Genomic DNA, 22,546 nt, shown 5'->3' on the forward strand with positions numbered 1-22,546 from the left:
ACCCGGATGTCGTTATTCGGCGGTGTCAGCTTGGTCATGGGCGTAGCGATACTCCTTCTGCGTCTGCCAGCCGGCCGCTGACAGCCCACCCACCTTCGGTCTCTCCAATGGCAAGCACAAGCGTGTTGTTGCCAGCCTCAAGCCGCAGGGGCAGGCTGTCATAAAGACCGACCGTGCCAAGAAAGCGATAGTCGCGGCTGCGGAACCGGTCACTCCCTTCGTAAAGCAGTGTGCCGTTCAGATAGATCGCGACATCGTCGGAGAAGCCGAAGTCGAACATGACGGTCCGGGCTGCATCGCTCTCCAGCGTGAGACTGGCAAGGACGGTGTCTGCCCCTGGCTCAAGGGGCGCGACCCGGTTGAGGTCGGCAATCCCGCGATGCGTCGCCCGCACAATCTCGCCTTCGCCGGGGCTGAAAGTCTGGACCAATTGATGACGGTCCTCCCAATCGAACGGGCTCGATACGCGCCAGGCCGGAACAAGTCCTGCGACCGGCTGATCGGTCCCGAATGGCCGTGGCTCGGGCAGTTCGGTTTCGACCGGCGAGAAGCAAACGTTCCGAATGGACCGCTCACCGAGCAGCGCCCAGAAACCGAAACGGCCGGGGCCTTCCTTGCGCTGAAGGTCGTGCATGAAGGCCACCTCCTCACCGTCAATCGAGAGGCTTGCCCTGTCACCATTGACGACGAGGCGAAGCCGGGCCCAGCGGCCAAGCGGAATGTCTGTCTCGCCCGCGAAACCTTCGCCCTGATAGATCTGGTAAGCCTGATGGCCGTGATACCGCGGATGGTATTGCCAGGCATCCGGCAGGCCGGACTGGTGGTGGCGCAGATAGATCATTTCGCCATTCCCTGAATCACCTGCCCGGAAGAGTATTCCGGTGAAGGCGCGGCCCGGCTCAAGCAGGATATCTGCCTCAAGGGTCCCGTTTTCAAACGCCGGCAGGTCGGTCCAGACGAGGCCATCCTGCAGACTCAGAACGCCATCGTCATCAAGCGAAGCTTGAGCCTGTGGCGGAACGTCGAAGCTGGCGAGTTGCACGCAGCTGGCAGCCATAAGCGCGGACATGATCATTGGTGACTTCCTTTATCGACTCCTTCGGATGCGCTACAGGCAAGTGACAAAGCCGTCTTTGAAAAATCGGACACATGTCTTGGACTTTTCGTTTCAACATCGCGACCCGTTGAATGAGTATCGCTGGCGGGACATGACCGGCGCGCTGGCCAGCGTGGCCGAGGCGGCCTGGACGTATGGCGGACCTGAAAAATCATTGTCGGCGCAGCTCCTGTCGCCGCACTGGAAGCTGTGCGTGGCCGTTGAGCGGCAATGGCGGCAGGGACGCGTTGAAGCGGCATCTGTTCGGCTGCTCGGGCCGGTGCTGAAACCCCGCTGGCAGGCACCCTCGCAAGGAACGGAAATTATTGCTGTGCGATTGCACCCCGAAGCTGCGGCAGGGCTGGTGGACTGCGTGCCCGGAGATATCGCCGATGAGGATGTCGATATCGGCACGGTGGAAGGGGTGGCCTCTGTGCGCCGGCTGGCCGAGCAGGCGGCTTCTGCCGAAGCGGTGACAGCTGAGCTGCTGAAACTGTGTGCCCGGCATGCTGCGACGGCGCACACCACGCCGAGGGTTGCCGCAGCAGCGAGACTGATCCGGGCGAGCGGCGGACGGCGGTCTGTGCGCTTGATCGCAGATGAGCTTGGTACCTCAGAACGCACCCTGCATCGCGGTTTTGTGGCGGAAGTCGCACTGGCCCCGAAGAAATATGCACGGCTGGTCCGGCTGCAGAGACTGCTGCTGCGAGCAGATGAGCTGAGCCGCCCTGACTGGGCCGACCTCGCCTATGCGCACGGCTTTTCCGATCAGGCGCATATGTCGAGCGAAGTGAAAGCCCTGACAGGAGAGCGGCTGACGCGTCTGCACAGCTTGCGGCGGTTCGGCCTGGCGACGCCCTGATCGGCATGTTGGGACATGGGTCAGCTTGCACCCGACCCCTTCCCTTTCCGGCCCAAATGTGCGATGTGCGCGCCCTTGAGACGGACTTCTTGCTCTCTAGCCCGGCTGGACGACATCCCGGCCCTGGCTGAATGGCAAGACCCGGCTCGTAAACCCCGCCATTGAAGGCGACCCGAACAACCGCCCCCAGGGGCGACAAAGAGAAAGTATACCGATGTCGATTACGGCAGAAAAGAAATCTGAACTGATCAAGAAATTCGCCCAGACCGAAGGCGATACTGGCTCTCCGGAAGTCCAGGTTGCGATCCTCACCGAGCGCATCAACAACCTGACCGAGCACTTCCAGACCAACAAAAAAGACCACCATTCGCGTCGCGGCCTGCTCAATCTCGTCGCCACGCGCCGTAAACTCCTCGACTATCTGAAGAGGAAGAACGAGGGCCGTTACAAGACCCTAATCGAAGAGCTGGGGATCCGCCGCTAGGCGCCGGCTCACAAATAGCCCGCCAGGACATGGGGTCCGGGCGGGCTTTTCGTATGAAGAGAAAGAAGAAAACTGATGTTTGACAAACAAACCGTGTCGCTGGAATGGGCCGGCCGCACGTTGACGATCGAGACGGGCCGTGTCGCTCGTCAGGCTGACGGGGCCGTCCTCGTCACTTACGGTGATACCACCGTTCTCGCGACCGCTACCTTCCGCAAGGAAGCAAAGCCAGGGCAGGACTTCTTCCCCCTGACGGTCAACTACCAGGAAAAATATTACGCATCGGGCCGTATCCCGGGTGGCTACTTCAAGCGTGAAGGCCGTCCGACCGAGAAAGAGACCCTGACGTCTCGCCTCATCGACCGCCCGATCCGTCCGCTTTTCGTTTCCGGCTTCAAGAATGAAGTCCAGGTCGTCCTGACGGCGATCTCCTATGACATGGAAAACGACCCGGATATTGTCGGCATGATCGGCGCATCCGCAGCTCTCGTCCTGTCCGGTGCCCCGTTCATGGGCCCGATCGGCGCAGCGCGCGTCGGCTACAAGGATGGCGACTATCTGATCAACCCGACGGCAGACGATCTGCTGGAAAGCGAACTCGATCTTGTTGTCGCCGGCACGAACGATGCCGTGATGATGGTTGAATCCGAAGCCAAAGAGCTTCCCGAAGACGTCATGCTTGGCGCCGTCATGGCGGGCCACGAAGCGATGCAGCCGGTGATCGACGCGATCATCAAGCTCGCCGAGAAATCAGCAAAAGAGCCATTCGACTTCGAAGGCGAAGATCTTTCCGGTGAACTCAAGCAGATCCAGGACCTTGTCGGTGCAGACCTCTCTGCCGCTTACAAGATCACTGAGAAGCTGGACCGCCAGGAAGCTGTGGGCGCAGCCCGCACCAAGGCAGCCGAAGCGCTCGTCGCAACGGAAGAAAAGCCGGACGGCATGGACGAGTCGGTCTTCAAATCCGCCTTCAAGAAAGCCGAAGCGAAAGTCGTTCGTGGTGACATCATCAAGACCGGCAAGCGCATTGACGGCCGCGCGCTGGATCAGGTTCGCCCGATCGTCGCCGAAGCCGGCTTCCTGCCACGCACGCACGGCTCTGCCCTGTTCACGCGCGGTGAGACGCAAGCCATCTGTGTGGCCACGCTCGGCACGTCCGACGATGAGCAATTCATCGACGGTCTTGGCGGCACCCACAAAGAGAAGTTCCTGCTTCACTACAACTTCCCGCCATACTCTGTCGGTGAAACCGGCCGTATGGGCGGCGCTGGCCGCCGCGAAATCGGTCACGGCAAGCTCGCCTGGCGCGCGCTGAAAGCTGTCCTGCCAGAAGCAGATCAGTTCCCGTACACGATCCGTCTGGTCTCAGAGATCACCGAGTCCAATGGCTCGTCCTCGATGGCGACGGTTTGTGGCTGTGCGCTGGCCATGATGGATGCCGGGGTTCCGATCTCGCGTCCGGTGTCCGGTATTGCCATGGGTCTGATCAAGGATGATGAGGGCGTTGCAGTCCTCTCCGACATCCTTGGCGACGAGGACCATCTCGGTGACATGGACTTCAAGGTCGCCGGGACCGAAAAGGGTGTCACATCGCTCCAGATGGACATCAAGATCGCCGGTATCACCAAGGACATCATGCAAACCGCGCTTGAGCAGGCCAAGGGCGGCCGCGCTCATATCCTCGGTGAGATGAACAAGGCCCTCGACACCGCCCGCGGCGAGCTCTCCGAGAACGCCCCGCAAATGGAAATCGTGAACATCCCGGTCGACAAGATCCGTGACGTGATCGGTTCGGGCGGCAAGACGATCCGCGATATTGTCGACACGACGGGCGCCAAGCTCAACGTTGAAGACGATGGCACGATCCAGATCTCGGCGCTCGACCGCACCTCGATCGATGCGGCCAAGAAGCGGATCCGCGAACTCACGGCTGAGCCGGAAGTTGGCGAGATCTATGAAGGCAAGGTCGTCTCCATCAAGGATTTCGGCGCTTTCGTGAACTTCTTCGGTCCGAAGGACGGTCTGGTGCACGTTTCGCAAATGGCGGAAGAGCGCATTGGCCACCCGAAAGACATCGTCAAGGAAGGCGACACGGTCTGGGTCAAGCTGATGGGCTTCGATGATCGCGGCAAGGTTCGCCTGTCGATGAAAACAGTCGACCAGGAAACCGGCAAGGACAAGGAAGCGGCCGAGGCCGACTCCGAATAGTCCGCACGCCGAATAAAGCTTTAAGAGTCAAAGGCCGCTCCATTCGGGGCGGCCTTTTTCGTTTCGCTGGCGGAATAAGCCTGCTGAAAAGCGCAATAAAATCAGAGTCTGTCCGTAGACGGACTTAATAAATGCTGCACCGCAGCCCAGTTTTTCTATTGACACATAACTGTCATATTTCAAATGATGTCGTTATGTTACAGAAATATGACACTCTTCGCACCGCGACACTGCTGGCCATTGCGGCAGCGGGCGGTGCCTTCGCCGCCTCGGCAGAGACGGTTTGCGACCTCTCCGATGGCTATGGCACTTCGCTTGTTTCCTATGTCGAAGAGGTAGACGCCTGCCTCGCAGAGAGTGACGCCTTCGCCGAAGATATGGAAGCCAGCCTCGCTGACCTGACCAATGCTGCGCGTAGCAAGGCCGGTCTGGAACCGGTGGCTCGCCGCGCCTCTCTCGACAAGGCAGCCCGTGCCCATGCGCTCGACATGGCGGCCCGCAACTATGCCGGCCACAATGACCTTGAAGGCCGTGGCCATGTCTACCGGATGCGCGCGCTGGACCGCCAGCTGCTGACCGGGTCGACCGGCTCAAATGTCGTCGTGATGGCCGCTGATGCCGACTCTACCGATGTGTTCGACATGATCATCTCGGACGCGGCAAACCGCGAGAACCTCACGCACGATACCTTCACCGACACGGGCATTGGCGTCGCCGAAGCAAACGGCAAGATCTATGTCGTGCAGATGCTGACGACGGTGGATGGCGAGCTGGAAACCCCGCTTCCACTGTCGCTCGCATCCGGCACGAGCCTCGACCCGCGCATTCATGACAAGATGTTTCGCACGGCGGGATGGAACCTGTCGGACGAAGGCGGCCAACGCCTTGCCGGCGGCAAGATCATGCGCGTTGCTGCGGACGATCTGACGTCTGAAGAGACGGCCTATCTCAATGTGCTCGTCAAAATGAACGCGGACACCTACGTCCTGCAAGGCCCGATGGTCTCCATGCAGTAGATCACCCCCAGCGACGGGAGGAAGCTCCCGCCCGCCAGAAGGGCGCTGTTCTCCGGAATGGCGCCCTTCTTCTTGAAGTACGTTGTGATTTTGAAATCCGGAAGTGTATCCCGTATATATGGAAACCCACCTATAGTTGCAGTAATGAAGTTTTTGGTCTTCAAATAGTCGAAGTGCTTAGTCCTTGCTTGGGCGAAGATTATTTGAGTTGAGCTGGGGTCACCGGAGAGGGAGGAAAGTGCTTTGATAAGCATGCTTGAAGCTAAAAGTCAGCCGTTCAGACGAACGACTTGGGTAGTATTGGGTATACTATTTTGCTTCCTTTTGTCGGGTCGAATGACAACTGCCGCTCAAACGGCTTCGAGTGACTTTATTTGCCGAGCAGCTCCAATATCTACGATTTTCACCAACTACGGCGAAAAAAAGCTCGACATTAATGCCGCGGAAAAACGACACCAAGCCTGCGAAAACTCGTGTGCTACCGGCAATGCCGATAGTTGCTATAAGCTCGCTCGGATCTATGAGCGCGACAGTCGATACTATGAGTATGAAAAAGGCGTGAGCTATTCAGGTCTTGATGATAATCGTCCCGGTCATCCTAAAATGCTTGCCTTGATGAGGGGTTGTGAATTGGGCAGCGCAAAAAGCTGCTACAGTTGGGCACGAGAACGTGAGTTTGATTCAGCGCCAACAGCGAAAAATCAGGCGAAGGATGTTTATATCCGGGCGTGTATGCTTGGTGCAGAGGGAGCGTGCAATGAGCTGGCCAACTACCACAACATTAGTCTTTCTCCGAGCGAATCCGTACGAAACAGCCTCTCAGGCAGTCGGCGCTATGATCCAGGATTCGAATTTGTCTATTATTCAGATCGTCAATCCGGAAGTGGTGCGACACTTTCCATTACTGAATTCGAAACCTACGCCCGAACAGAAGCGGCACGCCGCCCCGTTTTGTTGACCTACAGCCAACTACACCCTTGTGGGCAGCTGCTTGCGGTCGTTACAGATATAGCAGATTCTGCTCTGCCCAAGACAGCAGAAGAAAAGCCAGTACTTGCGTCGTATTTTGGCCGTCTTGCTCGCCCATCCGATCCTGTTGTTGGAGCCTTCGCAAAACACGGAAAAACAGTAGGCGAAATCTCACCCGCTGCATTTGGATTTGTCGAGCTAGACGGAGAACTCTCAGTTACCAGCATAGAAGAGTACGTTCGTATTGCGGAGCGTGATGATTCCAATTTGACGGGCTTAGCAGCATCCCAATTCCTTCTCGACCAGATTGCTCAACGACTTGCTGAATATGGCGTGGAGTTGGCTCCTGAAATTGATAGTGAGGACGCATTGACAGCGCTTCAATGGGGAGGCGGGAAATGTGAGCACTACATGCTGAAACTAGCAGGAAGGACGCCAGAAACGGCAAGCGGAGAGCCGACCTTCGTCGAGATGCGCGAGGCAATCAGAAGGGCTTTGGATAAACGTAATCCATCTGTAAGATCTGTAGAGTGGGAGGACCCTTCAATAAATCTGTCAAAAGTTGGCTGTCGTAAGCTGACCGACTCCATGTTTCGCTGTTCGTACAAATACGATGTCACCGCAGCCGGATGTGAAAGAGACCCAGCTGGTTGCGCTGCGAGTTTTTTCTGGAAGCAGTTTGGTTCTGAAGATTCTCATATCCAGTCAGGCCTCTTCACAAATTCCAATGGATCTTGGATGTTTCATGGATCGGGAACTTGAGGGTAATTATACACACTCGAACCGAGGTTGCCGCTTTTCGTTGTGAGGCCTAACCGGTAGACCTCGGCCATGATCAGCTCTTTCCTCATCGCCATGTCGGGCGGGTCCGGCTCCGGCAAGTCCACGCTTGCCGATGCCCTCATCGACCGCCTCGGGCCCGGCCAGGCCGTCATCTTCCACGAAGATGGGTATTACTGGCCCATGCGCCACTATGGCCCGTGTGAAACCGAGGCGCAGCGCGCACAGATCATCGCTGCAGCGAATTATGACGACCCGGCCTCGAAGGATACGCGCCATCTCGCCAATGATTTGGCCGCGCTGAAATCCGGCCAGTATATCGACCAGCCAGTCTATGATTTCGATCGTCATGACCGCGCAGCTAACGAGACGCATCGCATCGATCCTGCGCCGATTATCATTCTTGAAGGCATCCATGCCTTGTCGGTGCCGGAGATGATCCCACTGATCGACCTGTCTATCTATGTCGACACGCCAGACGACCTTCGCCTCGCGCGCCGGTTGCGCCGGGATGTGATCGAACGCGGCCGGACGGTTGAGAATGTGCTGCAGCATTATCTCGATACGGTGCGCGCGGCCCACTACCGCTTTACCTTCCCGTCAAAGTTCGAGGCTGATCTGGTTATCGCCGATGAAGGCCTGCCGGCGTATGGGAAAGTCTGCCCAGGCGAGGACGCGATTGACCGCATGCTCGCTCCGGTCATCTCTCGCCTGCAAAGTGCCGGTGTGCTGTAAAGCGTTTTCGGGCTATGCTGCCCGTCATGATTGGGAAAGCGAGGATACTGGCAGCGCTTTTCGCGCTGGTGCCCCTGGGGGCCCATGCCATCTGTGACGCCTCAATTGATGCGCGATCAACAGACCTGCCGGACTACGTCCTGAGCGGTCAGGCCTGCCTCGCTGAGCCACCCGACGGCTATTCATTCGACGGCGCTTTCGAAGCCGAGATTGTTGATCTGATAAACGAAGAGCGCCGCGCCCATGACCTCCCTGCCCTTCCCGTGCGCATCGAACTGCGCGACGCGGCCCGATGGCACAGCCTCGACATGGCGGCGAACGACTTCTTCGCTCATGTCAGCATGGATGAGCGCCTGCCCGCCGCGCGCATCACCGCCTTCGACCGCACGCTCCTGTCCAGCATTCAGCGTGAGAATATCGCCGCCATCACGGGCCATGTAGACTGGGAAACCGCGATCAAGTCCCTGCATGATGGCCTGATGGATAGTCCCGGTCACCGCAAGGCGATCCTGGCCGATGATGTAAACCAGCTCGCGATCGGCATTGTGACCGCGAAGAATGGAATCTGGCTGACGGAGCTTTTCGTCAAACAGGACGGAGCCTTCGAACAGCCCGTCCCGCTGCGCCTTGCGGCGGGCACATTGATTGATCAACCGGCGACAATTGAGGATTGGGAATGGTCAGGTCTGGCGCTGCGACAGGGCGGCAAGGTCAATGATCTGAAGACGAGGCGTGGCGCCAGGCACCGCATTCCGGCCAGCGCCGACGGTGTTTATGCGCTCACTGTCCGCGGCGAGAAGCCGGGGCCGACGCCAGACTCCTGCCGCTACATGCACTTTTCCGGGCCCAGGGTCGAAATTGTGCCGAAGCCTGCAGGGTCCAGTTAGTCTGCCGACTAGAGAAACCCGATAATCTCGTTCAGCGGCTTTTTCTTGAGCGCATGTTTGGGCACAACGGCGTCTTCGGCCGGGTGGCCGACAACAAGGATCAGGAACGGCTTTTCGGTCTTTGGCCGACCGCAGATCTCGTTGAGGAAATTCATCGGGTTTGGCGTGTGCACCAGCGTCGCGAGGCCTGCTTCGTGGCAGGCCGCGATCAGCAGACCCGTCGCGATCCCGACGCTCTCATGGATATAGTAATTCTTGTTGTCGTCGCCGGCGTCAACGCCGCCGCGGCGCTGGGCGAAGATGCAGATCAGCCAGGGCGCGGTTTCGAGATAGGGTTTGTCGGCATCGGTGCCGATCGGCGCGAGCGCGCCCAGCCATTCATCACCCGCCCTGCCAGCATAGAAAGCGCGCTCTTCAGCCTCGGCGGCCTCGCGTATCTGGCGCTTTTTCTCCGGCGACCCAACGCACGCAAAATACCAGGGCTGATGGTTGGCCCCTGAGGGCGCAGACCCGGCTGCCCAGACGCAGCCTTCGATGACATCCTTGGCGACATATTTGTCGGAGAAGTGTCGCACAGAGCGCCGCGTCCGGAGTTTCTGATGAAACTCACGAACGCGAACCAGCATCTCTTCCCAGCCAGGTTCGCCATAGCCTTCCAGCGGGACATGGGTGTCAGGAGATGTTTTCATCGCGCGACGGTAGCGTATCGACGCACGCGCCGGAACGCATCAATTGCTGAAAATGATCGCTCGGGCTGCCGGGTCCATTTCAAAACCGCTGGCGCTTTCGGCAAAAAGCACCGTGTCGGTCTGCATGTACATGACGCCGGGTTTGAGCTTTCGATCGAGCCATTCGACATCCGGGCTGTCGTCTGCAACGCGCAGGTTTCCGAGATAATAGAAATGCGCGCTATCAGCCATAATCGCGTGGCCAAGAATGACCAACGGATCGAGCGATCCCCCGAAAAGCTCGTCGCATTTGGCGGCCGCTTCGGCAGCGCCCATCGCGGTTTCACCGGTATCCGACCGGATGTGGAGCAGATAATCGCTGTCCCCACGTGGATCCTGCGCAAAGCCCATGACGAGCGCCGATGGCATGTCGGTGCGGCAGGTGACATGTCCCAGGGTCAGGGCGACCCTGGTCCCGACAAGGCCGCAGGGCGTGGAGCTCTTCGTGCGGAGAAACTTGGTGACAATCCCGGTCGACGCGCAGGACAGAAGCTGCTCACGCGTCACGATCCGGAAAAAGTCTCCGCAATAGAGAAGCCCCTGGACGAGGCCCTCATTGGCCAGTTGCGGCGCGTCGCATCCGGCATTCGAACGCGCCTCGGTCAAGCTGATCGTGTCACGCACTGTCTCACCGTCGATACGGCGGACAAAATCGGCGTCATAGGTGCCGGTGGGCAGATTCGAGGCGTACTCGTATAGCTGCGGCGCGGTTTCGAACCGCTCGCCATTCAGCGTCACAAGTTGATTATACTGGGCGAACAGGGCTGCGGCCTCATCATTTCCGTGCGTGTAATCGTAGATGACGAGATGTCCGTCCTTGAAGCCGTCGCGTGGCTTATACGCGCCTGTATCGACGGCCAGAGGAAAGTGGCGCGGGCCAAAGCTTGCCGGGGCGTCCCCCAACAGCTCTGGCGTCTGGGCATGGCTGAACGACATGGACATCAGCATGCTCGCCAATCCAATGAGAACAGATCTTATTGGGCTCATCACTGCCTCCAATTCGCTTGGGCTCAGACGCCCCGCTCTACTGATAAAGGCGCAGGAATCCGGCAGGCCGGGTCAGCGATTGTTCAACTCTGACCTGACAAGTTCGAGGCCACGCCGTGTGATGCGGTAGGGCTCGCCGCCTTTCGAAGCGATGGCGCGTTTGCGTTTCAGCTTGCGGAAGAGGTTCTCGTCGAGGCCGGGATAGCGCCAGCCATCGCGGCTGAAGCAGTGGAGTTCGGCGAGTTTCTTTTTCTGCCTGACAACTTCGATGCGCCCGCCCTGAGCGAGCAGGTGGAGGATGCGCTGTTCGGCGCGGGAGATATCCATGTGTCTGTAGTCCGGAGGTTTGCGCCGCTTGACCCGCACGGGTTGGGCGCATGACAAGTCTCAGCCTCTCAAGATGAGAGACCGGTTTTCGCTTGTCGGCCTGCCTTACCTTTCGGCGTGTACGGCAAGCCCCTCTAGCGGGACTCAGACAAATTGCGTGTCATCAACACTCCGTTGGAGCTTCATATCTGGGCGTAATAGATTTGCCCGTCAAGACACCGGGGCGGCAGATTCCGGCGGCTCACCGCCCCGTTCATGTTTCTCGATCATCTCCAGCGTATCACGCACATCGGGATGTGTGTCCTTCATCTTTTCGCGTTGCAGCGGCAGGATGGTGCGCCATTCTTCTAGAGCCATTTCTACCTCACCCAGCTCTGCCCGGATCCTTGCCTGGAGCCATCGTGTTCGAAGCACGTGCGGATGTTCCGCGCCCAGGACCCGCTCCCTAACCGGCAGCAGGGCGGTGACCTTTTCGAGAGCCGCCCCCGCATCTCCGGTTTTGGACAGGAGTTGGGCTTCTAGATAGCGGGTGGAGAGCACGTCCGGATGTTTCGCGCCCTGAACCCGCTGATAGACCGGCAGCAAGGCGGTGACCTTTTCGAGGGCTGCGCCCGCGTCTCCGATGTCGGACAGGAGCCTGGCTTCAAGATAGCGGGTGGCGAGCACCTCCGGATGTTCCGCGCCCTGAACCCGCTGATAGACCGGCAGCAAGGCGGTGACCTTTTCGAGGGCTGCGCCCGCGTCTCCGGTTTTGGACAGGAGTTGGGCTTCAAGATAGCGGGTGGAGAGCACGTCCGGATGTTCCGCGCCCTGCACACGCTCGCTGATCGGCAGCAAGGCGGTGACCTTTTCGAGGGCTGCACCCGCGTCTCCGGTGTTGGACAGGAGCTGGGCTTCAAGATAGCGGGTGGTGAGCACGTACGGATGTTCCGCGCCCTGAACCCGCTCTCTGACCGGCAGCAGGGCGGTGACCTTTTCGAGGGCTGCGCCCGCGTCTCCGGTTTTGGACAGGAGCCTGGCTTCAAGATAGCGGGTGGTGAGCACGTGCGGATGTTCCGCGCCCTGCAAACGCTGGTAGACCGGCAGCAGGGCGGTGACCTTTTCGAGAGCCGCCCCCGCATCTCCGGTTTCGGACAGGAGGTACGATTCAAGATGGCGGGTGCTGAGCACGTGCGGATGTTCCACGCCCTGAACCCGCTCGAAGACCGGCAGGAGGGCGGTGACCTTTTCAAGGGCTGCGCCCGCATCTCCGGTTTCGGACAGGAGCTGGGCTTCTAGATAGCGGGTGGAGAGCACGTACGGATGTTCCGCACCCTGCACACGCGCGATGTTCGGCAGCAGGGCGGTGACCTTTTCGAGGGCGCTCCGGGACTCGCCCGCGAAGCCGAGGGATTGCGCCTCCCAGAAACGAACACTCAACCCGAGCGTCGTCTCAAACAGATTTGCGCGCCGCGCGGCCAGAACGCCGCGTCCCGCAAGCCGTCGCGCCATTCGATAATGGCCTTGTTCAAATAGTTTTCGGGTCTTGGCGACAATTGCGTCTATCAAAGCACCAGCGGCCGCAGGATCAGATGGCAGGCTGGAAATCTCCAGGTCATCGTCTGTCATTGAGTCGCCGAAGTCCGCACGCGCGGCGATGATTTCATCCATGATCAGTTTAGAATCCCGGTCGGCGGGTTCCAGCAAGGCGGCGAGCTGGGCATAGCGGCCAGCTGTACCCAGGGCCTGAGCCTGCGGCTGTTCAGCCATCAGTGAAAGGGCGTGGTCCGCCAGCTGGCGGGAGACACTGGCGAGCCCTTCCGACACATTGTCGAAACCGTTCGACAGGATCCGGATGGCGGATTCATGATTGCCCTGACTGTGTTCGCGATCAGCCTTTTCCTGCCAACGCTCCGGCATCCAGAGGGCGGCGAAGTTGCGCTCCTGTTCGGCCTCTTTTTCCGCCTTGTCCCGTTCGCTGGCCAGTGCCCGGTTCTCAGCTTCCAGCCGTTTGATGCGGCCCGTCTTGTCTCGCACGCGCAGGAATGACCACAGGTTGGCCAGAATGGGCAGCAGCGTGACCGACGCAAGAGTGACACCGATGGCGACCTGGTTTGCAGGTGTCTGGCCGGAGAAGTCTTCAACCGCCCGGCCAAAATATTCGGCGATTGCACCCGACATGCTCATCGAAAACGTCCCCATCAGCGCCTCAACCTGGGCGAGGTTGAGGCTTCATGCTGTCGTCGCCCAAGCGGGACGTCAAGGACGGAGGTTTATTCCTCGCCCATCTCCGGGACGCCGACGACGTGGAAGCCTGCGTCGACGTGGAGTACTTCGCCGGCCACGGAGTGGCCGATGTCGGAGAGGAGGTAAAGGGCGGCGCCCGCGACGCCTTCCATCCGGGTGTCTTCCTTGAGGAGAGACATGTCGCGGCCAGTGCCCATCAGCGACTTGCCGCCCTTGATGCCGGCGAGCGACAGCGTGCGCATGGCGCCAGCCGAGATCGCGTTGACGCGGATGCCTTGCGGGCCGAGGTCACGTGCAGCGTAGCGGGTCGAGGCTTCGAGCGCGGCTTTGGCGACGCCCATGACATTGTAGGACGGAACGACACGTTCGGCGCCGAGATAGGTCATGCAGATGATCGAGCCGCCTCCTTCTTCCCTTGAGGGCATGATCTCGGAGGCGCGGCGGGCGCAGTCGATGAAGCTGTAGACCGAAATGTCCATCGCGCGGCGAAAGCCTTCGCGCGTCGTGTTGGCGACCATGGAGCCCTGAAGCTCATCCTTGCCGGCAAAGGCGATGGAGTGGACCAGGAAGTCGATCGTGCCCCACTTCTCCTTGATGGCGGCGAAGGCGGCATCCATCGAAGCGTCGTCGGTGACGTCGGCGGGGATCATCGTGTCCATGCCGATGCTCTCGACCAGCGGGCGGACGCGGCGCTCCAGGCTTTCGCCCTGATAGGTGAAAGCGATCTCTGCGCCCTGTGCGGCGAGCTGTTTCGAGATGCCCCAGGCGATGGAGTTCTGGTTGGCGACACCCATCACGATGCCGCGCTTGCCCTTCATCAGTTCGCCTGCCGGCATGTTCCAATCGTCAGCCATGATGACCCTCTTTGAATCCGAAATTTCTCTTCAGAACGGGCTAGGCGCGGGCGGGCAGAAGGTCAAGCAGATGGCGCGTCTCGCGCGCCCGCTTAAAAAAATGGAACGGTTTGGCAGGGCTCTGCATAGTCCTCATACTAACACTGGAAAGACCAAGCCCGCCCAACCGCCTCGCTACCGCCCACCTCCCCCCTCCCTCCTTGCACACGTGCAAGCGGGCGGAGCGAGTGCGGATCGGGCTCACACGGTCTTCTCGCCTTCAGCAGCCGTCTGTTTTACAAAGAAAATGTAGCGACTGCAGGCGTGTCAGCCCGCCGGGTCGAGGATGTTCTTCAGGCCGACTTTCATGTCGAGGGCCGTGTAGACATGCTCATCGTCGACATAGACACGGCCATCCGCGATGCCGAGATTGAGCTTGCCGCGGCGCACACGTTTGATGTCGATCACATATTTCACGAGCTTCTTGTCCGGCGTGATTTCGCCGGTGAACTTCACTTCGCCCACGCCGAGCGCGCGGCCCTTGCCGGGCGAACCTGACCAGCCGAGCCAGTAGCCAACGGCCTGCCACATCGCATCGAGGCCGAGGCAGCCCGGCATCACCGGATCACCCGGGAAGTGGCACTGGAAGAACCAGAGTTCAGGATTGATGTCGTATTCGCCGACCACACTGCCCTTGCCGAACTCGCCGCCATCAAGCGTGATCTCAGTGATCCGGTCCATCATAAGCATGGGCGGAATGGGCAGCTGCGCATTACCGGGACCAAACAGCTGTCCCTGTCCGGAGGTGAGAAGGTCTTCACGGGTGTAGGAAGACTTTGGCGTGTGGAAGTCGTGCGGTCCGCTCATTTAACTCGTCCTGAATCGCTTACCGAAATTGGAAAGTGCGCATCAGCCTGCCCTGATCCTCAATGTCAAGCAAACGGGGTGATCAGCAGGCTTGCAGGAATGGAGGAGCTAGAGACCGTCAGTACGCGTCTCGATCCCCCATAGCGACTGCTGCGGAACCCAGCCCTTGAACTTCTCCGCCTTGAGACGGCACCAGCCATCCTCGCATTGCTCAAGCTCTGCAACGACGCCCTGCTGCAGTGAAGCGATGCCGCGAGACAGCTCCGCCGGGCGTTTTCTCAGGACCGACTTTTCCAGCAGCACGACATGACGCGTCTCGGTGAGCATGCGCGCCTGCACCCAGGTCTCATCACCGTCAGCATCGCGGACCTGTCGCCAGTTGCGCGTTTCCTTGACCACCAGGACAGGCAGTCCCTGTCGTTCATAGCGCCAGACGATCTCATGATCGGTCGACGGACCCTTGCGGCCGTGCACCGCCGTGTATCGCAACGACTCGAAGCGAGGCACAGGTTTTCCTGAAAATTGACTGATCTTGACCGCTTCGGGTTCAGCCGAAGCAGTTGCAAATTGTGGTCCGCTCAGGATAAGGCAGACCGAACTGAGAAGACAGGCAAACCGTTTCATGACGACAGTTTCACCTGAACGGGTGAATCGCGCGTAAAGCGCGCATTGGCGAGGCGGGAATGCTCTGCTATTCGACTTGGCAAGAATAAAGGGATGGATGAATGACCGCAGAGCGGCTGAAGGTAATTGTCACGCGGCGCCTGCCCGACCCCGTCGAGCTGAGGCTGAAAGAACTGTTCGATACAGAGCTTAACGAAACCGACGTCCCCTTCTCAGACGCGCAGATGATCGATGCGGTCAAACGCGCCGATGTTCTGGTCCCGACCGTCACCGACAAGGTTGATGGCCGCCTCCTGGCGCAGGCCGGTCCGCAGCTGCGCCACATCGCCCAGTTCGGGGCTGGCGTCGACAATCTCGATATCGAAAGCGCCGTGCAGCGCGGCATCACCGTGACCAATACACCAGGCGTCCTGACCGATGACACCGCTGACGTCACCATGGCGCTGATCCTCGGCGTTCCGCGCCGCCTGCATGAAGGCATCCAGCTGCTCGAGGCCGGGAAATTCGATGGCTGGGCACCGACCTGGATGCTTGGCCGTCGCCTGTCAGGCAAACGGCTCGGCATTATCGGCATGGGCCGGATCGGCCAGGCGGTCGCGCGCCGCGCCAAGGCTTTCGGCCTGCAGATTCATTATCACAACCGCAAGCCGGTGAACCGTCAGGTCACTGAGGAGCTTGGGGCGACCTATTGGGAAAGCCTCGACCAGATGCTGGCCCGCATGGACATCATCTCCGTCAACTGCCCGCACACGCCGGCAACCTTTCACCTTCTCAGCGCGCGGCGCCTTGATCTGATCAAGCCCGATGCTTTCATCGTGAACACCGCCCGCGGGGAAGTCATCGACGAGGCCGCCCTGGCGCGGGCCTTGAAATCTGGCAAGATCGCCGGCGCCGGTCTCGACGTCTTCGAGCGCGAACCGGTTGTGAATCCGGAGCTGAAGGGCCTGCCGAACGTGATCCTGCTGCCGCATATGGGCTCGGCGACCGTCGAGGGCCGGATCGAGATGGGCGAGAAGGTCATCATCAATATCAAGACCTTCGCGGATGGTCACAGGCCACCGGACCGGGTCATTCCGGCAATCCTTTAGAGCATCAAAAAAGCCCGGCATCTCTGCCGGGCTTTCCGTTACTTTCAATCTCTCGACCCTTATGCGTGTCTAGTGCACGCTGACGGGGCGCATTTCGTGGGCGCGGGCGGCTGCAAAGGCAGCGTCACGGCCCTCAATGATTGCAAGCTGCAAGCCTTCACCATTGGCCAGCACGAAGAGCGAGTCTGTATCGCTCACGGCGTCGAGGGCTTCTGGTGCCAGTTCGGCCAGCTCGTCTTCCGCAATGCGGCGGACATAGACGAGGTCTTTCGCCGAAAACAGCTTCACAGCTTTGGTTTCAAGTTCTGTCGTCATGGCATGTTCCTTCCTTTCAAAGACAGGACCACGACACTCCATCCCGGCAGAAGCCCCGTTAGCGGCAGCTCCTCTAACCGCCGGGTCTTGTGTCATGATGAATCTGGGGTCCGAAAGGGACCGGTTCAAGCCTGACAAACGGCGATATTGGGGCAATTGACCGCCAAAACCGTCCGGGGCTGAACAGGTGTTCATATTGGAGGCTGAAACCTAGATAAAATCCTCAACGATGATGTCGTCCTCGCCAACGCCGATTTCTTTCAGGGCCAGCACGATGTCATCGATCATCGGTTCGGGGCCACAGATATAGCACTTGCCGGCTCCAGGTTTGACCCTGTCCTCCAGCAGCCCTTTATCGATCTGACCGGTGTGGACGTCGGCTGATTTATCGTCGGTGACCGTGAAATAGGTCTTCAGGCCCGGCATGGACTCAAATTCCTCGCGGTTGATGATGTCGGCCTCTGTGGAATTGGAAAAGATAAGCTCGCACCCCTCAAGCGTGCCGTGCGTCTCGAGGCGCTTGCGCAGGATAGCGATGAAGGGCGTGACGCCGGCGCCGCCGGCGATAAACCAACCCTTGCCTTCGTCCTGAATCGCGCCCCAGGGATCATTGACGATAATTGTCTCGCCGGGCTTCAGGGTCGGGATCTGCTCGGTCACGCCATCATGATCCGGATAGGATTTGATGGTGAATTCGAGGAAGCCATCCGACGGCAGGCTGGTCGGTGTGAACGGGCGCGTCTCGTTTCGCCAGCCATCGCGATCAAGCGCGATATCGACCGCTTGACCCGGCTCAACGCCAAGGCCGTCCGGCTTGTCGAAGCGCAGGCGAAAGACGTCGTGCGTCACCGGTTCGATTTCTTGCAGTGTCAGGGTGTGGGGCATGGTTGTCTCCTTTTCAGGAGATCAACGGAGCAGTGCTGGAACGAGTTCCGGTCTGACCCTGCGCCCGGAAGCGAGCGGTCCGCCGGATCGAATTTTTTTCGGAGCGAACTGGTTCAGCCTTGAGCCGCATCCATCGCGAAGCGTAGCGAAGCGGGGATAAACCGGAAGACGCTGCCGCGTCATTCGCATGCCTAAAATCGATCCACTGGATCGATTTTTCGAACGACGTTCGACCGGCAGCGAATGGTGGAGCCTAGCGGGATCGAACCGCTGACCTCCTGCATGCCATGCAGGCGCTCTCCCAGCTGAGCTAAGGCCCCATCTTCAGGGAAGGCGTGAGATATAAAGTCCTGACCGTCTGATCAAGCCTCTTTATCAGCCTTTCTTGTCTTCATCCTCGTCTTCGGCGTCGTCATCATCGTCGATGTCATCGTCATCATCGTCGTCGATCGCCAGATCGTCATCCAGGTCGATGTCGTCATCGAGGTCGAAATCCTCTTCATCATCGTCGAGGTCGACATCGTCATCATCGTCGTCGAGGCCCTCTTCGGTGAAGCCGGCTGGCACCTTGCCAGGCGCCGCTTCCTCGTCGTCCTCATCATCGCCGCCTTCGAGCACGACTTCATCGGCATCGGCGCCGAGTTCGCGCGAGGTTTCATCATCGTCCTCGTCTTCGTCCTCGTCGTCATCATCCTCTTCATCATCTTCGATGTCATCATCGTCATCGATGTCGGACTTGGTGGCTTTTTTCTTTTTGCGCTTTTTCTCTTCCTCTTCGAGGTCGTCTTCGTCCTCATCTTTCGGAACGGCAGACTTTGCGCGTTTGGCTTTCAGCTTTGCACTGGTCGTGCGGACCTCATCATCTTCGGGGTCGAACTCGGTCTTGCATTTGGGGCAAACCGCCGGGCGCTTGTTGAGGTCGTAAAATTTCGCTTCGCAGCTTGGGCAGATCTGTTTGGTGCCAAGATCGGAATCGGCCATGTCGTGGGTCTCCAAACCTGAATGTTTTGTTGCGGGGGCGCTTGCCAGAAACGTTCGCCGCTGTCAAAGCGCTTTTCGCGTGCTTTAGCAGAGGAAAATCATTTGGCCTGGACTTCGTTCCCCGTCAGCAAGCTTCAAGGTGCCATTCGGGCGCCCGGCGACAAGTCTTGCTCGCACCGTGCGCTCATGTTTGCAGGCATTGCAGAAGGCACCTCTGACATCTCTGGATTGCTGGAGGGAGAGGACGTCATCAATACCGCCAAAGCCATGGCAGCCCTGGGCGCAGACGCCGAACAGAAGGGCGGTGGGCGCTGGACTGTCAAAGGTGTGGGTAAGGCCGGTCTGACCTCTCCGCGAGCCCCGCTCGACTTCGGCAATTCCGGCACCGGCTCGCGCCTGATGATGGGTCTGATGGCGGGCTATCCGATCGAGGCCAGGCTCATCGGCGATGAGAGCCTGTCGAAGCGGCCAATGAACCGCGTCATCAATCCCCTTGAGCGGATGGGCGCGAAGTTTGATCATGACGGGCGCGGCATGCTGCCGATTACATTGCACGGCTCGTCGAAGCTGAAACCCATCGACTATGTGCCTGAGCACGCCTCGGCCCAGGTTAAATCATGTGTTCTGCTCGCCGGCCTCAATGCTGATGGCACCACCCGCGTTACCGAGCACCGCCCGACGCGCGACCATACAGAGAAGATGCTGCGCGGCTTCGGGGTTGATCTCGACGTGGTCAACGCTGACGGCGCTCGCTCCATCGTGTCTATCGATGGCGGTCAGACGCTTCAGGCCGTCGACACGCAGATCCCGGGCGACCCGTCTTCTGCCGCCTTCCTCATCGCAGCCGGCCTTATTTCGCCGGCCGGCGGTGTGCTTGTCGAAGGCGTCATGTCCAACGAAACGCGCGACGGCTTCTTCCGGGCCGCTTCGATGATGGGGGCTGACATTGGCGCAGAGGAACTGGGCGATGCTGCGGGTGAACGCCTGATCGACATGCAGGCTGTTGGAAGCCCCCTGAAGGGGTGCGCCATCCCGGATTATCTCGTCCCCGCCATGATCGACGAGTTCCCGATCCTTGCTGTCCTGGCCGCCTTCGCTGAAGGCGAGACCAAGGTCACGGGCGCGCATGAGCTGCGCGTAAAAGAGAGCGACCGGATTGCAGCAGTCGTCGCCATGCTGAGAGTCAACGGCGTTGACGTTGAAGAGCACGAGGACGGCTTTATCGTTCAGGGCTGCGGCGGGCCACCGCCGGGCGGCGGCCTGGTCGAAACCCATCATGATCACCGCATCGCGATGAGTGCCCTTGTTATGGGAACGGCCAGCCAGAAACCGGTCTCCATCGACGACGCGGCCATGATCGCAACCTCCTATCCGGACTTCATGGCCCACATGGCGTCCATAGGGGCCGATATCCGTCAGGCCTGACGCCTAAGAGACCTCAAATATCTTTTCTACCAGACCTTGCTTTTCCCGTGCGAGGAGAATATCGATATTCGATATATATAAATTGGGAGAAGACATAATGAGAAACCTATTGATTGGTGGCGTGGCTCTCACAGTCCTGGCGGCCTGCGCAACGCAGGAAACGCCGGAAACAAATCTTGATGCGACCCCCGCAACCGCCGAGGCGGACGTAGAAACCGAAGCGCCAGCGGCGACGGCGAGTCTTGAAGACTTCGCGCTGATCGACAGATCAGCAATCTTCGGAAACGCGGAGAAGACGCAGGGACGGATCAGCCCTGACGGCCAGTATGTCAGCTGGATTGCGCCGGTTGATGGCGTGACCAATGTCTGGGTGGCGCCAGCCGATAATCCTGATGCGGCGAAACCCATCACCAACGACACTTATCGAGGCATAAGCGGCCATTTCTGGTCGCCGGGCTCGGACTATATTTACTACTCACAGGACAAGGGCGGGGACGAGAATTTCCATGTCTATGCGTCCGACGTTGCGACCGGCGAAGTTCGCGACCTTACCCCGGTCGAGGATGGCACGCGCGCGGTGATCCAGGGCGTGTCGCGCGATGAGCCGGGCAAACTGCTCATCGGCATCAATGACCGCAATCCCCAGCTCTTCGATCTCTATCTCGTTGATGTCGCGACGGGCGAGATGGAGCTTGCGGCGGAAAACCCCGGCTATGCCGGCTGGGTCGTCGACAACACGCTGACGCCCCGCTTCGGCTACATGCAGACGCCAGGCGGCGGCGCATCCATCGTCGACATGGACGGCAATGAACTGCTCTCGATCCCGGCAGAAGATTTCATGACGACCAATCCCATCGGGTTCAACGGCGCAAATGATGCCATTTACATGGTCGAAAGCCGCGGCCGCGATACCGCTGCCCTGGTCGAGGTCGATGCCGAGACGGGCGAAACAACCCTGATTGCTGAAAACGACAAGGCGGACATCAGCGATGCCCTGCTGCATCCGACGACCTATGAGCCATTGGCCTATGCGTCGGAGTATCTTCGCAGCGAGTGGGAGCCGCTGACCGATGAGGCGGCTGCTGATCTTGAATTCCTGGAAAGCGAACTCGACGGCGATATCCAGATCCTGTCGGCCACCGACGACTTGTCGCGCATGGTTGTCTATTCGGAATCGGCTGTCGCGCCCGGCGTATATTATGTCTACGACCGGGACGCGAAAACGCTGACCGAGATGTTCAAGACACGGCCCGACCTCGCTGAGGCACCGCTCCAGCCGATGTATCCGCTCGAGATCACCTCGCGCGATGGCAAGACGCTCGTTTCCTATCTGACTCTGCCGCCGGGCAGCGATGCCGATGGCGATGGCCGCCCGGAAGCGCCGGTGCCGATGGTACTGAATGTCCATGGTGGCCCTTGGTCACGCGACTCCTATGGTTATAATTCCTGGCATCAGTGGCTGGCGAACCGTGGCTATGGCGTCCTGTCAGTCAATTATCGCGGCTCGACCGGCTTCGGGAAGACTTTCGTCAATGCAGCCGTCGGCGAGTTTGCCGGGGCGATGCATGACGATCTGATCGATGCGGTGAACTGGACGGTGGCTGAGGGCATCGCAGATGAGGACGAAATCGCTATCGCGGGCGGCTCCTATGGCGGCTATGCGACATTGATTGGCGTGACCTTTACCCCCGACACCTTCGCCTGCGGCGTGGATCTTGTCGGACCATCGAGCCTCGCCACGCTGATCGAGAGTTTCCCGGAATACTGGAAGCCGGTGCTTGAAGGCTCGTGGTACAAATTTGTGGGTGACCCGACCGTGCCTGAAGAGCGCGAGGACATGTTGAACCGCTCGGCGATCAGCCGTGTCGACGCCATCTCGGTCCCACTTCTCATTGGTCAGGGCGAGAACGATCCTCGCGTGACCAAGCTTGAGTCCGACCAGCTGGTCGAGACGATGAAGGAGAAGGGCCTGCCGGTCACCTATGTGAACTTCCCCGATGAAGGACACGGCTTTGCCCGCCCGGAAAACCGGCTCGCCTTCTACTCTGTGATGGAAGGTTTCCTGTCAGAGTGCCTTGGTGGGCGCGTAGAGGACTTCGGAAACGCTTTCGACGGCTCAACGGTCGAGGTTCTTGAAGGCGCAGCTTATGTCGATGGCCTGGAACCGGCCCTCGCGGCTCATGCGGCCAGGCAGGCTGATGAAGAGGCCAGCGGCGAGTAGGC

General features: G+C 59.5%; 21 protein-coding genes and 1 tRNA gene. 10 read left to right on the forward strand and 12 right to left on the reverse strand.

What is annotated here, in order from left to right; genetic code table 11:
- Positions 1 to 34: 34 nt before the first annotated feature.
- Positions 35 to 1,075 (reverse strand): hypothetical protein, encoded by a 1,041-nt coding sequence (locus tag WNY37_RS00610; protein WP_342971515.1) that lies wholly within the window; start codon positions 1,073 to 1,075, stop codon positions 35 to 37.
- Positions 1,076 to 1,154: 79 nt separating this feature from the next.
- On the opposite strand from WNY37_RS00610, the gene WNY37_RS00615 reads away from it, so the two are divergent.
- The 7 genes from WNY37_RS00615 to WNY37_RS00645 all read left to right on the forward strand — a co-directional run bounded on the left by WNY37_RS00615 (position 1,155) and on the right by WNY37_RS00645 (position 9,037).
- Positions 1,155 to 1,958 (forward strand): AraC family transcriptional regulator, encoded by an 804-nt coding sequence (locus WNY37_RS00615; RefSeq protein WP_342971516.1) that lies wholly within the window; start codon positions 1,155 to 1,157, stop codon positions 1,956 to 1,958.
- Between the two features lie 160 nt (positions 1,959 to 2,118).
- Positions 2,119 to 2,442, forward strand: a complete 324-nt coding sequence (rpsO, locus tag WNY37_RS00620; protein WP_342974855.1) for a 30S ribosomal protein S15 — start codon at positions 2,119 to 2,121, stop codon at positions 2,440 to 2,442.
- A 75-nt stretch (positions 2,443 to 2,517) separates the two neighbouring features.
- A complete protein-coding gene (gene pnp, locus WNY37_RS00625; RefSeq protein WP_342971517.1) occupies positions 2,518 to 4,650 on the forward strand; it encodes a polyribonucleotide nucleotidyltransferase in 2,133 nt (710 codons plus the stop codon).
- 194 nt (positions 4,651 to 4,844) lie between these two features.
- On the forward strand, positions 4,845 to 5,666 hold the full coding sequence (locus WNY37_RS00630) for a CAP domain-containing protein (RefSeq protein WP_342971518.1): 822 nt from the start codon (positions 4,845 to 4,847) through the stop codon (positions 5,664 to 5,666).
- A gap of 252 nt (positions 5,667 to 5,918) precedes the next feature.
- The gene (locus WNY37_RS00635) at positions 5,919 to 7,397 is read left to right on the forward strand and encodes a hypothetical protein (RefSeq protein ID WP_342971519.1); all 1,479 of its coding nucleotides are present in this window, start codon (positions 5,919 to 5,921) and stop codon (positions 7,395 to 7,397) included.
- Positions 7,398 to 7,466: 69 nt separating this feature from the next.
- The gene (locus tag WNY37_RS00640) at positions 7,467 to 8,150 is read left to right on the forward strand and encodes a uridine kinase (protein WP_342971520.1); all 684 of its coding nucleotides are present in this window, start codon (positions 7,467 to 7,469) and stop codon (positions 8,148 to 8,150) included.
- 26 nt (positions 8,151 to 8,176) lie between these two features.
- Positions 8,177 to 9,037, forward strand: a complete 861-nt coding sequence (locus tag WNY37_RS00645) for a CAP domain-containing protein (protein ID WP_342971521.1) — start codon at positions 8,177 to 8,179, stop codon at positions 9,035 to 9,037.
- A gap of 8 nt (positions 9,038 to 9,045) precedes the next feature.
- Here WNY37_RS00645 and WNY37_RS00650 read toward each other — a convergent pair whose 3' ends face one another.
- From WNY37_RS00650 to WNY37_RS00680, 7 genes are all read right to left on the reverse strand, one after another.
- Complete coding sequence (locus tag WNY37_RS00650; RefSeq protein ID WP_342971522.1) at positions 9,046 to 9,726, reverse strand: nitroreductase family protein; 681 nt, start codon at positions 9,724 to 9,726, stop codon at positions 9,046 to 9,048.
- Between the two features lie 39 nt (positions 9,727 to 9,765).
- The gene (locus WNY37_RS00655; protein ID WP_342971523.1) at positions 9,766 to 10,752 is read right to left on the reverse strand and encodes a hypothetical protein; all 987 of its coding nucleotides are present in this window, start codon (positions 10,750 to 10,752) and stop codon (positions 9,766 to 9,768) included.
- A 72-nt stretch (positions 10,753 to 10,824) separates the two neighbouring features.
- Complete coding sequence (locus WNY37_RS00660; RefSeq protein ID WP_342971524.1) at positions 10,825 to 11,079, reverse strand: YjhX family toxin; 255 nt, start codon at positions 11,077 to 11,079, stop codon at positions 10,825 to 10,827.
- A gap of 210 nt (positions 11,080 to 11,289) precedes the next feature.
- Positions 11,290 to 13,260: a hypothetical protein gene (locus WNY37_RS00665; RefSeq protein ID WP_342971525.1), complete on the reverse strand. Its 1,971-nt coding sequence runs from the start codon at positions 13,258 to 13,260 to the stop codon at positions 11,290 to 11,292.
- A gap of 71 nt (positions 13,261 to 13,331) precedes the next feature.
- Complete coding sequence (locus tag WNY37_RS00670; RefSeq protein WP_342971526.1) at positions 13,332 to 14,159, reverse strand: enoyl-ACP reductase; 828 nt, start codon at positions 14,157 to 14,159, stop codon at positions 13,332 to 13,334.
- Positions 14,160 to 14,465: 306 nt separating this feature from the next.
- The gene (gene fabA / locus WNY37_RS00675; RefSeq protein WP_342971527.1) at positions 14,466 to 15,005 is read right to left on the reverse strand and encodes a bifunctional 3-hydroxydecanoyl-ACP dehydratase/trans-2-decenoyl-ACP isomerase; all 540 of its coding nucleotides are present in this window, start codon (positions 15,003 to 15,005) and stop codon (positions 14,466 to 14,468) included.
- A 108-nt stretch (positions 15,006 to 15,113) separates the two neighbouring features.
- Positions 15,114 to 15,629, reverse strand: a complete 516-nt coding sequence (locus WNY37_RS00680; protein ID WP_342971528.1) for an SH3 domain-containing protein — start codon at positions 15,627 to 15,629, stop codon at positions 15,114 to 15,116.
- A gap of 101 nt (positions 15,630 to 15,730) precedes the next feature.
- Between WNY37_RS00680 and WNY37_RS00685 the strand changes: the two genes are divergently transcribed.
- Positions 15,731 to 16,717, forward strand: a complete 987-nt coding sequence (locus WNY37_RS00685) for a D-glycerate dehydrogenase (RefSeq protein WP_342971529.1) — start codon at positions 15,731 to 15,733, stop codon at positions 16,715 to 16,717.
- A gap of 69 nt (positions 16,718 to 16,786) precedes the next feature.
- On the opposite strand, the gene WNY37_RS00690 is transcribed toward WNY37_RS00685, so the two are convergent.
- The 4 genes from WNY37_RS00690 to WNY37_RS00705 form a co-directional block, all read right to left on the reverse strand.
- Complete coding sequence (locus tag WNY37_RS00690; protein WP_342971530.1) at positions 16,787 to 17,032, reverse strand: DUF1150 family protein; 246 nt, start codon at positions 17,030 to 17,032, stop codon at positions 16,787 to 16,789.
- Positions 17,033 to 17,242: 210 nt separating this feature from the next.
- The gene (locus tag WNY37_RS00695) at positions 17,243 to 17,917 is read right to left on the reverse strand and encodes an FAD-binding oxidoreductase (RefSeq protein ID WP_342971531.1); all 675 of its coding nucleotides are present in this window, start codon (positions 17,915 to 17,917) and stop codon (positions 17,243 to 17,245) included.
- A gap of 244 nt (positions 17,918 to 18,161) precedes the next feature.
- Positions 18,162 to 18,237 (reverse strand) — tRNA-Ala (locus WNY37_RS00700).
- A gap of 55 nt (positions 18,238 to 18,292) precedes the next feature.
- Positions 18,293 to 18,898, reverse strand: a complete 606-nt coding sequence (locus tag WNY37_RS00705; protein WP_342971532.1) for a TIGR02300 family protein — start codon at positions 18,896 to 18,898, stop codon at positions 18,293 to 18,295.
- 102 nt (positions 18,899 to 19,000) lie between these two features.
- On the opposite strand from WNY37_RS00705, the gene aroA reads away from it, so the two are divergent.
- Both aroA and WNY37_RS00715 read left to right on the forward strand, forming a co-directional pair.
- Positions 19,001 to 20,323 carry a 3-phosphoshikimate 1-carboxyvinyltransferase gene (gene aroA / locus WNY37_RS00710; RefSeq protein ID WP_342971533.1) on the forward strand — a complete coding sequence of 441 codons (1,323 nt, stop codon included), beginning with the start codon at positions 19,001 to 19,003 and terminating at the stop codon, positions 20,321 to 20,323.
- A 97-nt stretch (positions 20,324 to 20,420) separates the two neighbouring features.
- Positions 20,421 to 22,544 (forward strand): S9 family peptidase, encoded by a 2,124-nt coding sequence (locus tag WNY37_RS00715; RefSeq protein WP_342971534.1) that lies wholly within the window; start codon positions 20,421 to 20,423, stop codon positions 22,542 to 22,544.
- Positions 22,545 to 22,546 lie beyond the last annotated feature (2 nt).

This window comes from Henriciella sp. AS95, from assembly GCF_038900055.1.
Classification (GTDB): domain Bacteria; phylum Pseudomonadota; class Alphaproteobacteria; order Caulobacterales; family Hyphomonadaceae; genus Henriciella.

Bases quoted from the DNA above. Each gene is read 5' to 3' on its own strand.
- WNY37_RS00610 (WP_342971515.1), bottom strand. From the start codon at position 1,075: ATGATCATGTCCGCGCTTATGGCTGCCAGCTGCGTGCAACTCGCCAGC.
- WNY37_RS00705 (WP_342971532.1), bottom strand. From the start codon at position 18,898: ATGGCCGATTCCGATCTTGGCACCAAACAGATCTGCCCAAGCTGCGAA.
- WNY37_RS00665 (WP_342971525.1), bottom strand. From the start codon at position 13,260: ATGGGGACGTTTTCGATGAGCATGTCGGGTGCAATCGCCGAATATTTT.
- WNY37_RS00650 (WP_342971522.1), bottom strand. From the start codon at position 9,726: ATGAAAACATCTCCTGACACCCATGTCCCGCTGGAAGGCTATGGCGAA.
- fabA (WP_342971527.1), bottom strand. From the start codon at position 15,005: ATGAGCGGACCGCACGACTTCCACACGCCAAAGTCTTCCTACACCCGT.
- WNY37_RS00715 (WP_342971534.1), top strand. From the start codon at position 20,421: ATGAGAAACCTATTGATTGGTGGCGTGGCTCTCACAGTCCTGGCGGCC.
- WNY37_RS00655 (WP_342971523.1), bottom strand. From the start codon at position 10,752: ATGAGCCCAATAAGATCTGTTCTCATTGGATTGGCGAGCATGCTGATG.
- WNY37_RS00630 (WP_342971518.1), top strand. From the start codon at position 4,845: ATGTTACAGAAATATGACACTCTTCGCACCGCGACACTGCTGGCCATT.
- WNY37_RS00690 (WP_342971530.1), bottom strand. From the start codon at position 17,032: ATGACGACAGAACTTGAAACCAAAGCTGTGAAGCTGTTTTCGGCGAAA.
- WNY37_RS00685 (WP_342971529.1), top strand. From the start codon at position 15,731: ATGACCGCAGAGCGGCTGAAGGTAATTGTCACGCGGCGCCTGCCCGAC.
- WNY37_RS00680 (WP_342971528.1), bottom strand. From the start codon at position 15,629: ATGAAACGGTTTGCCTGTCTTCTCAGTTCGGTCTGCCTTATCCTGAGC.
- WNY37_RS00645 (WP_342971521.1), top strand. From the start codon at position 8,177: ATGATTGGGAAAGCGAGGATACTGGCAGCGCTTTTCGCGCTGGTGCCC.
- WNY37_RS00640 (WP_342971520.1), top strand. From the start codon at position 7,467: ATGATCAGCTCTTTCCTCATCGCCATGTCGGGCGGGTCCGGCTCCGGC.
- WNY37_RS00660 (WP_342971524.1), bottom strand. From the start codon at position 11,079: ATGGATATCTCCCGCGCCGAACAGCGCATCCTCCACCTGCTCGCTCAG.
- WNY37_RS00670 (WP_342971526.1), bottom strand. From the start codon at position 14,159: ATGGCTGACGATTGGAACATGCCGGCAGGCGAACTGATGAAGGGCAAG.
- pnp (WP_342971517.1), top strand. From the start codon at position 2,518: ATGTTTGACAAACAAACCGTGTCGCTGGAATGGGCCGGCCGCACGTTG.
- WNY37_RS00695 (WP_342971531.1), bottom strand. From the start codon at position 17,917: ATGCCCCACACCCTGACACTGCAAGAAATCGAACCGGTGACGCACGAC.
- WNY37_RS00635 (WP_342971519.1), top strand. From the start codon at position 5,919: ATGCTTGAAGCTAAAAGTCAGCCGTTCAGACGAACGACTTGGGTAGTA.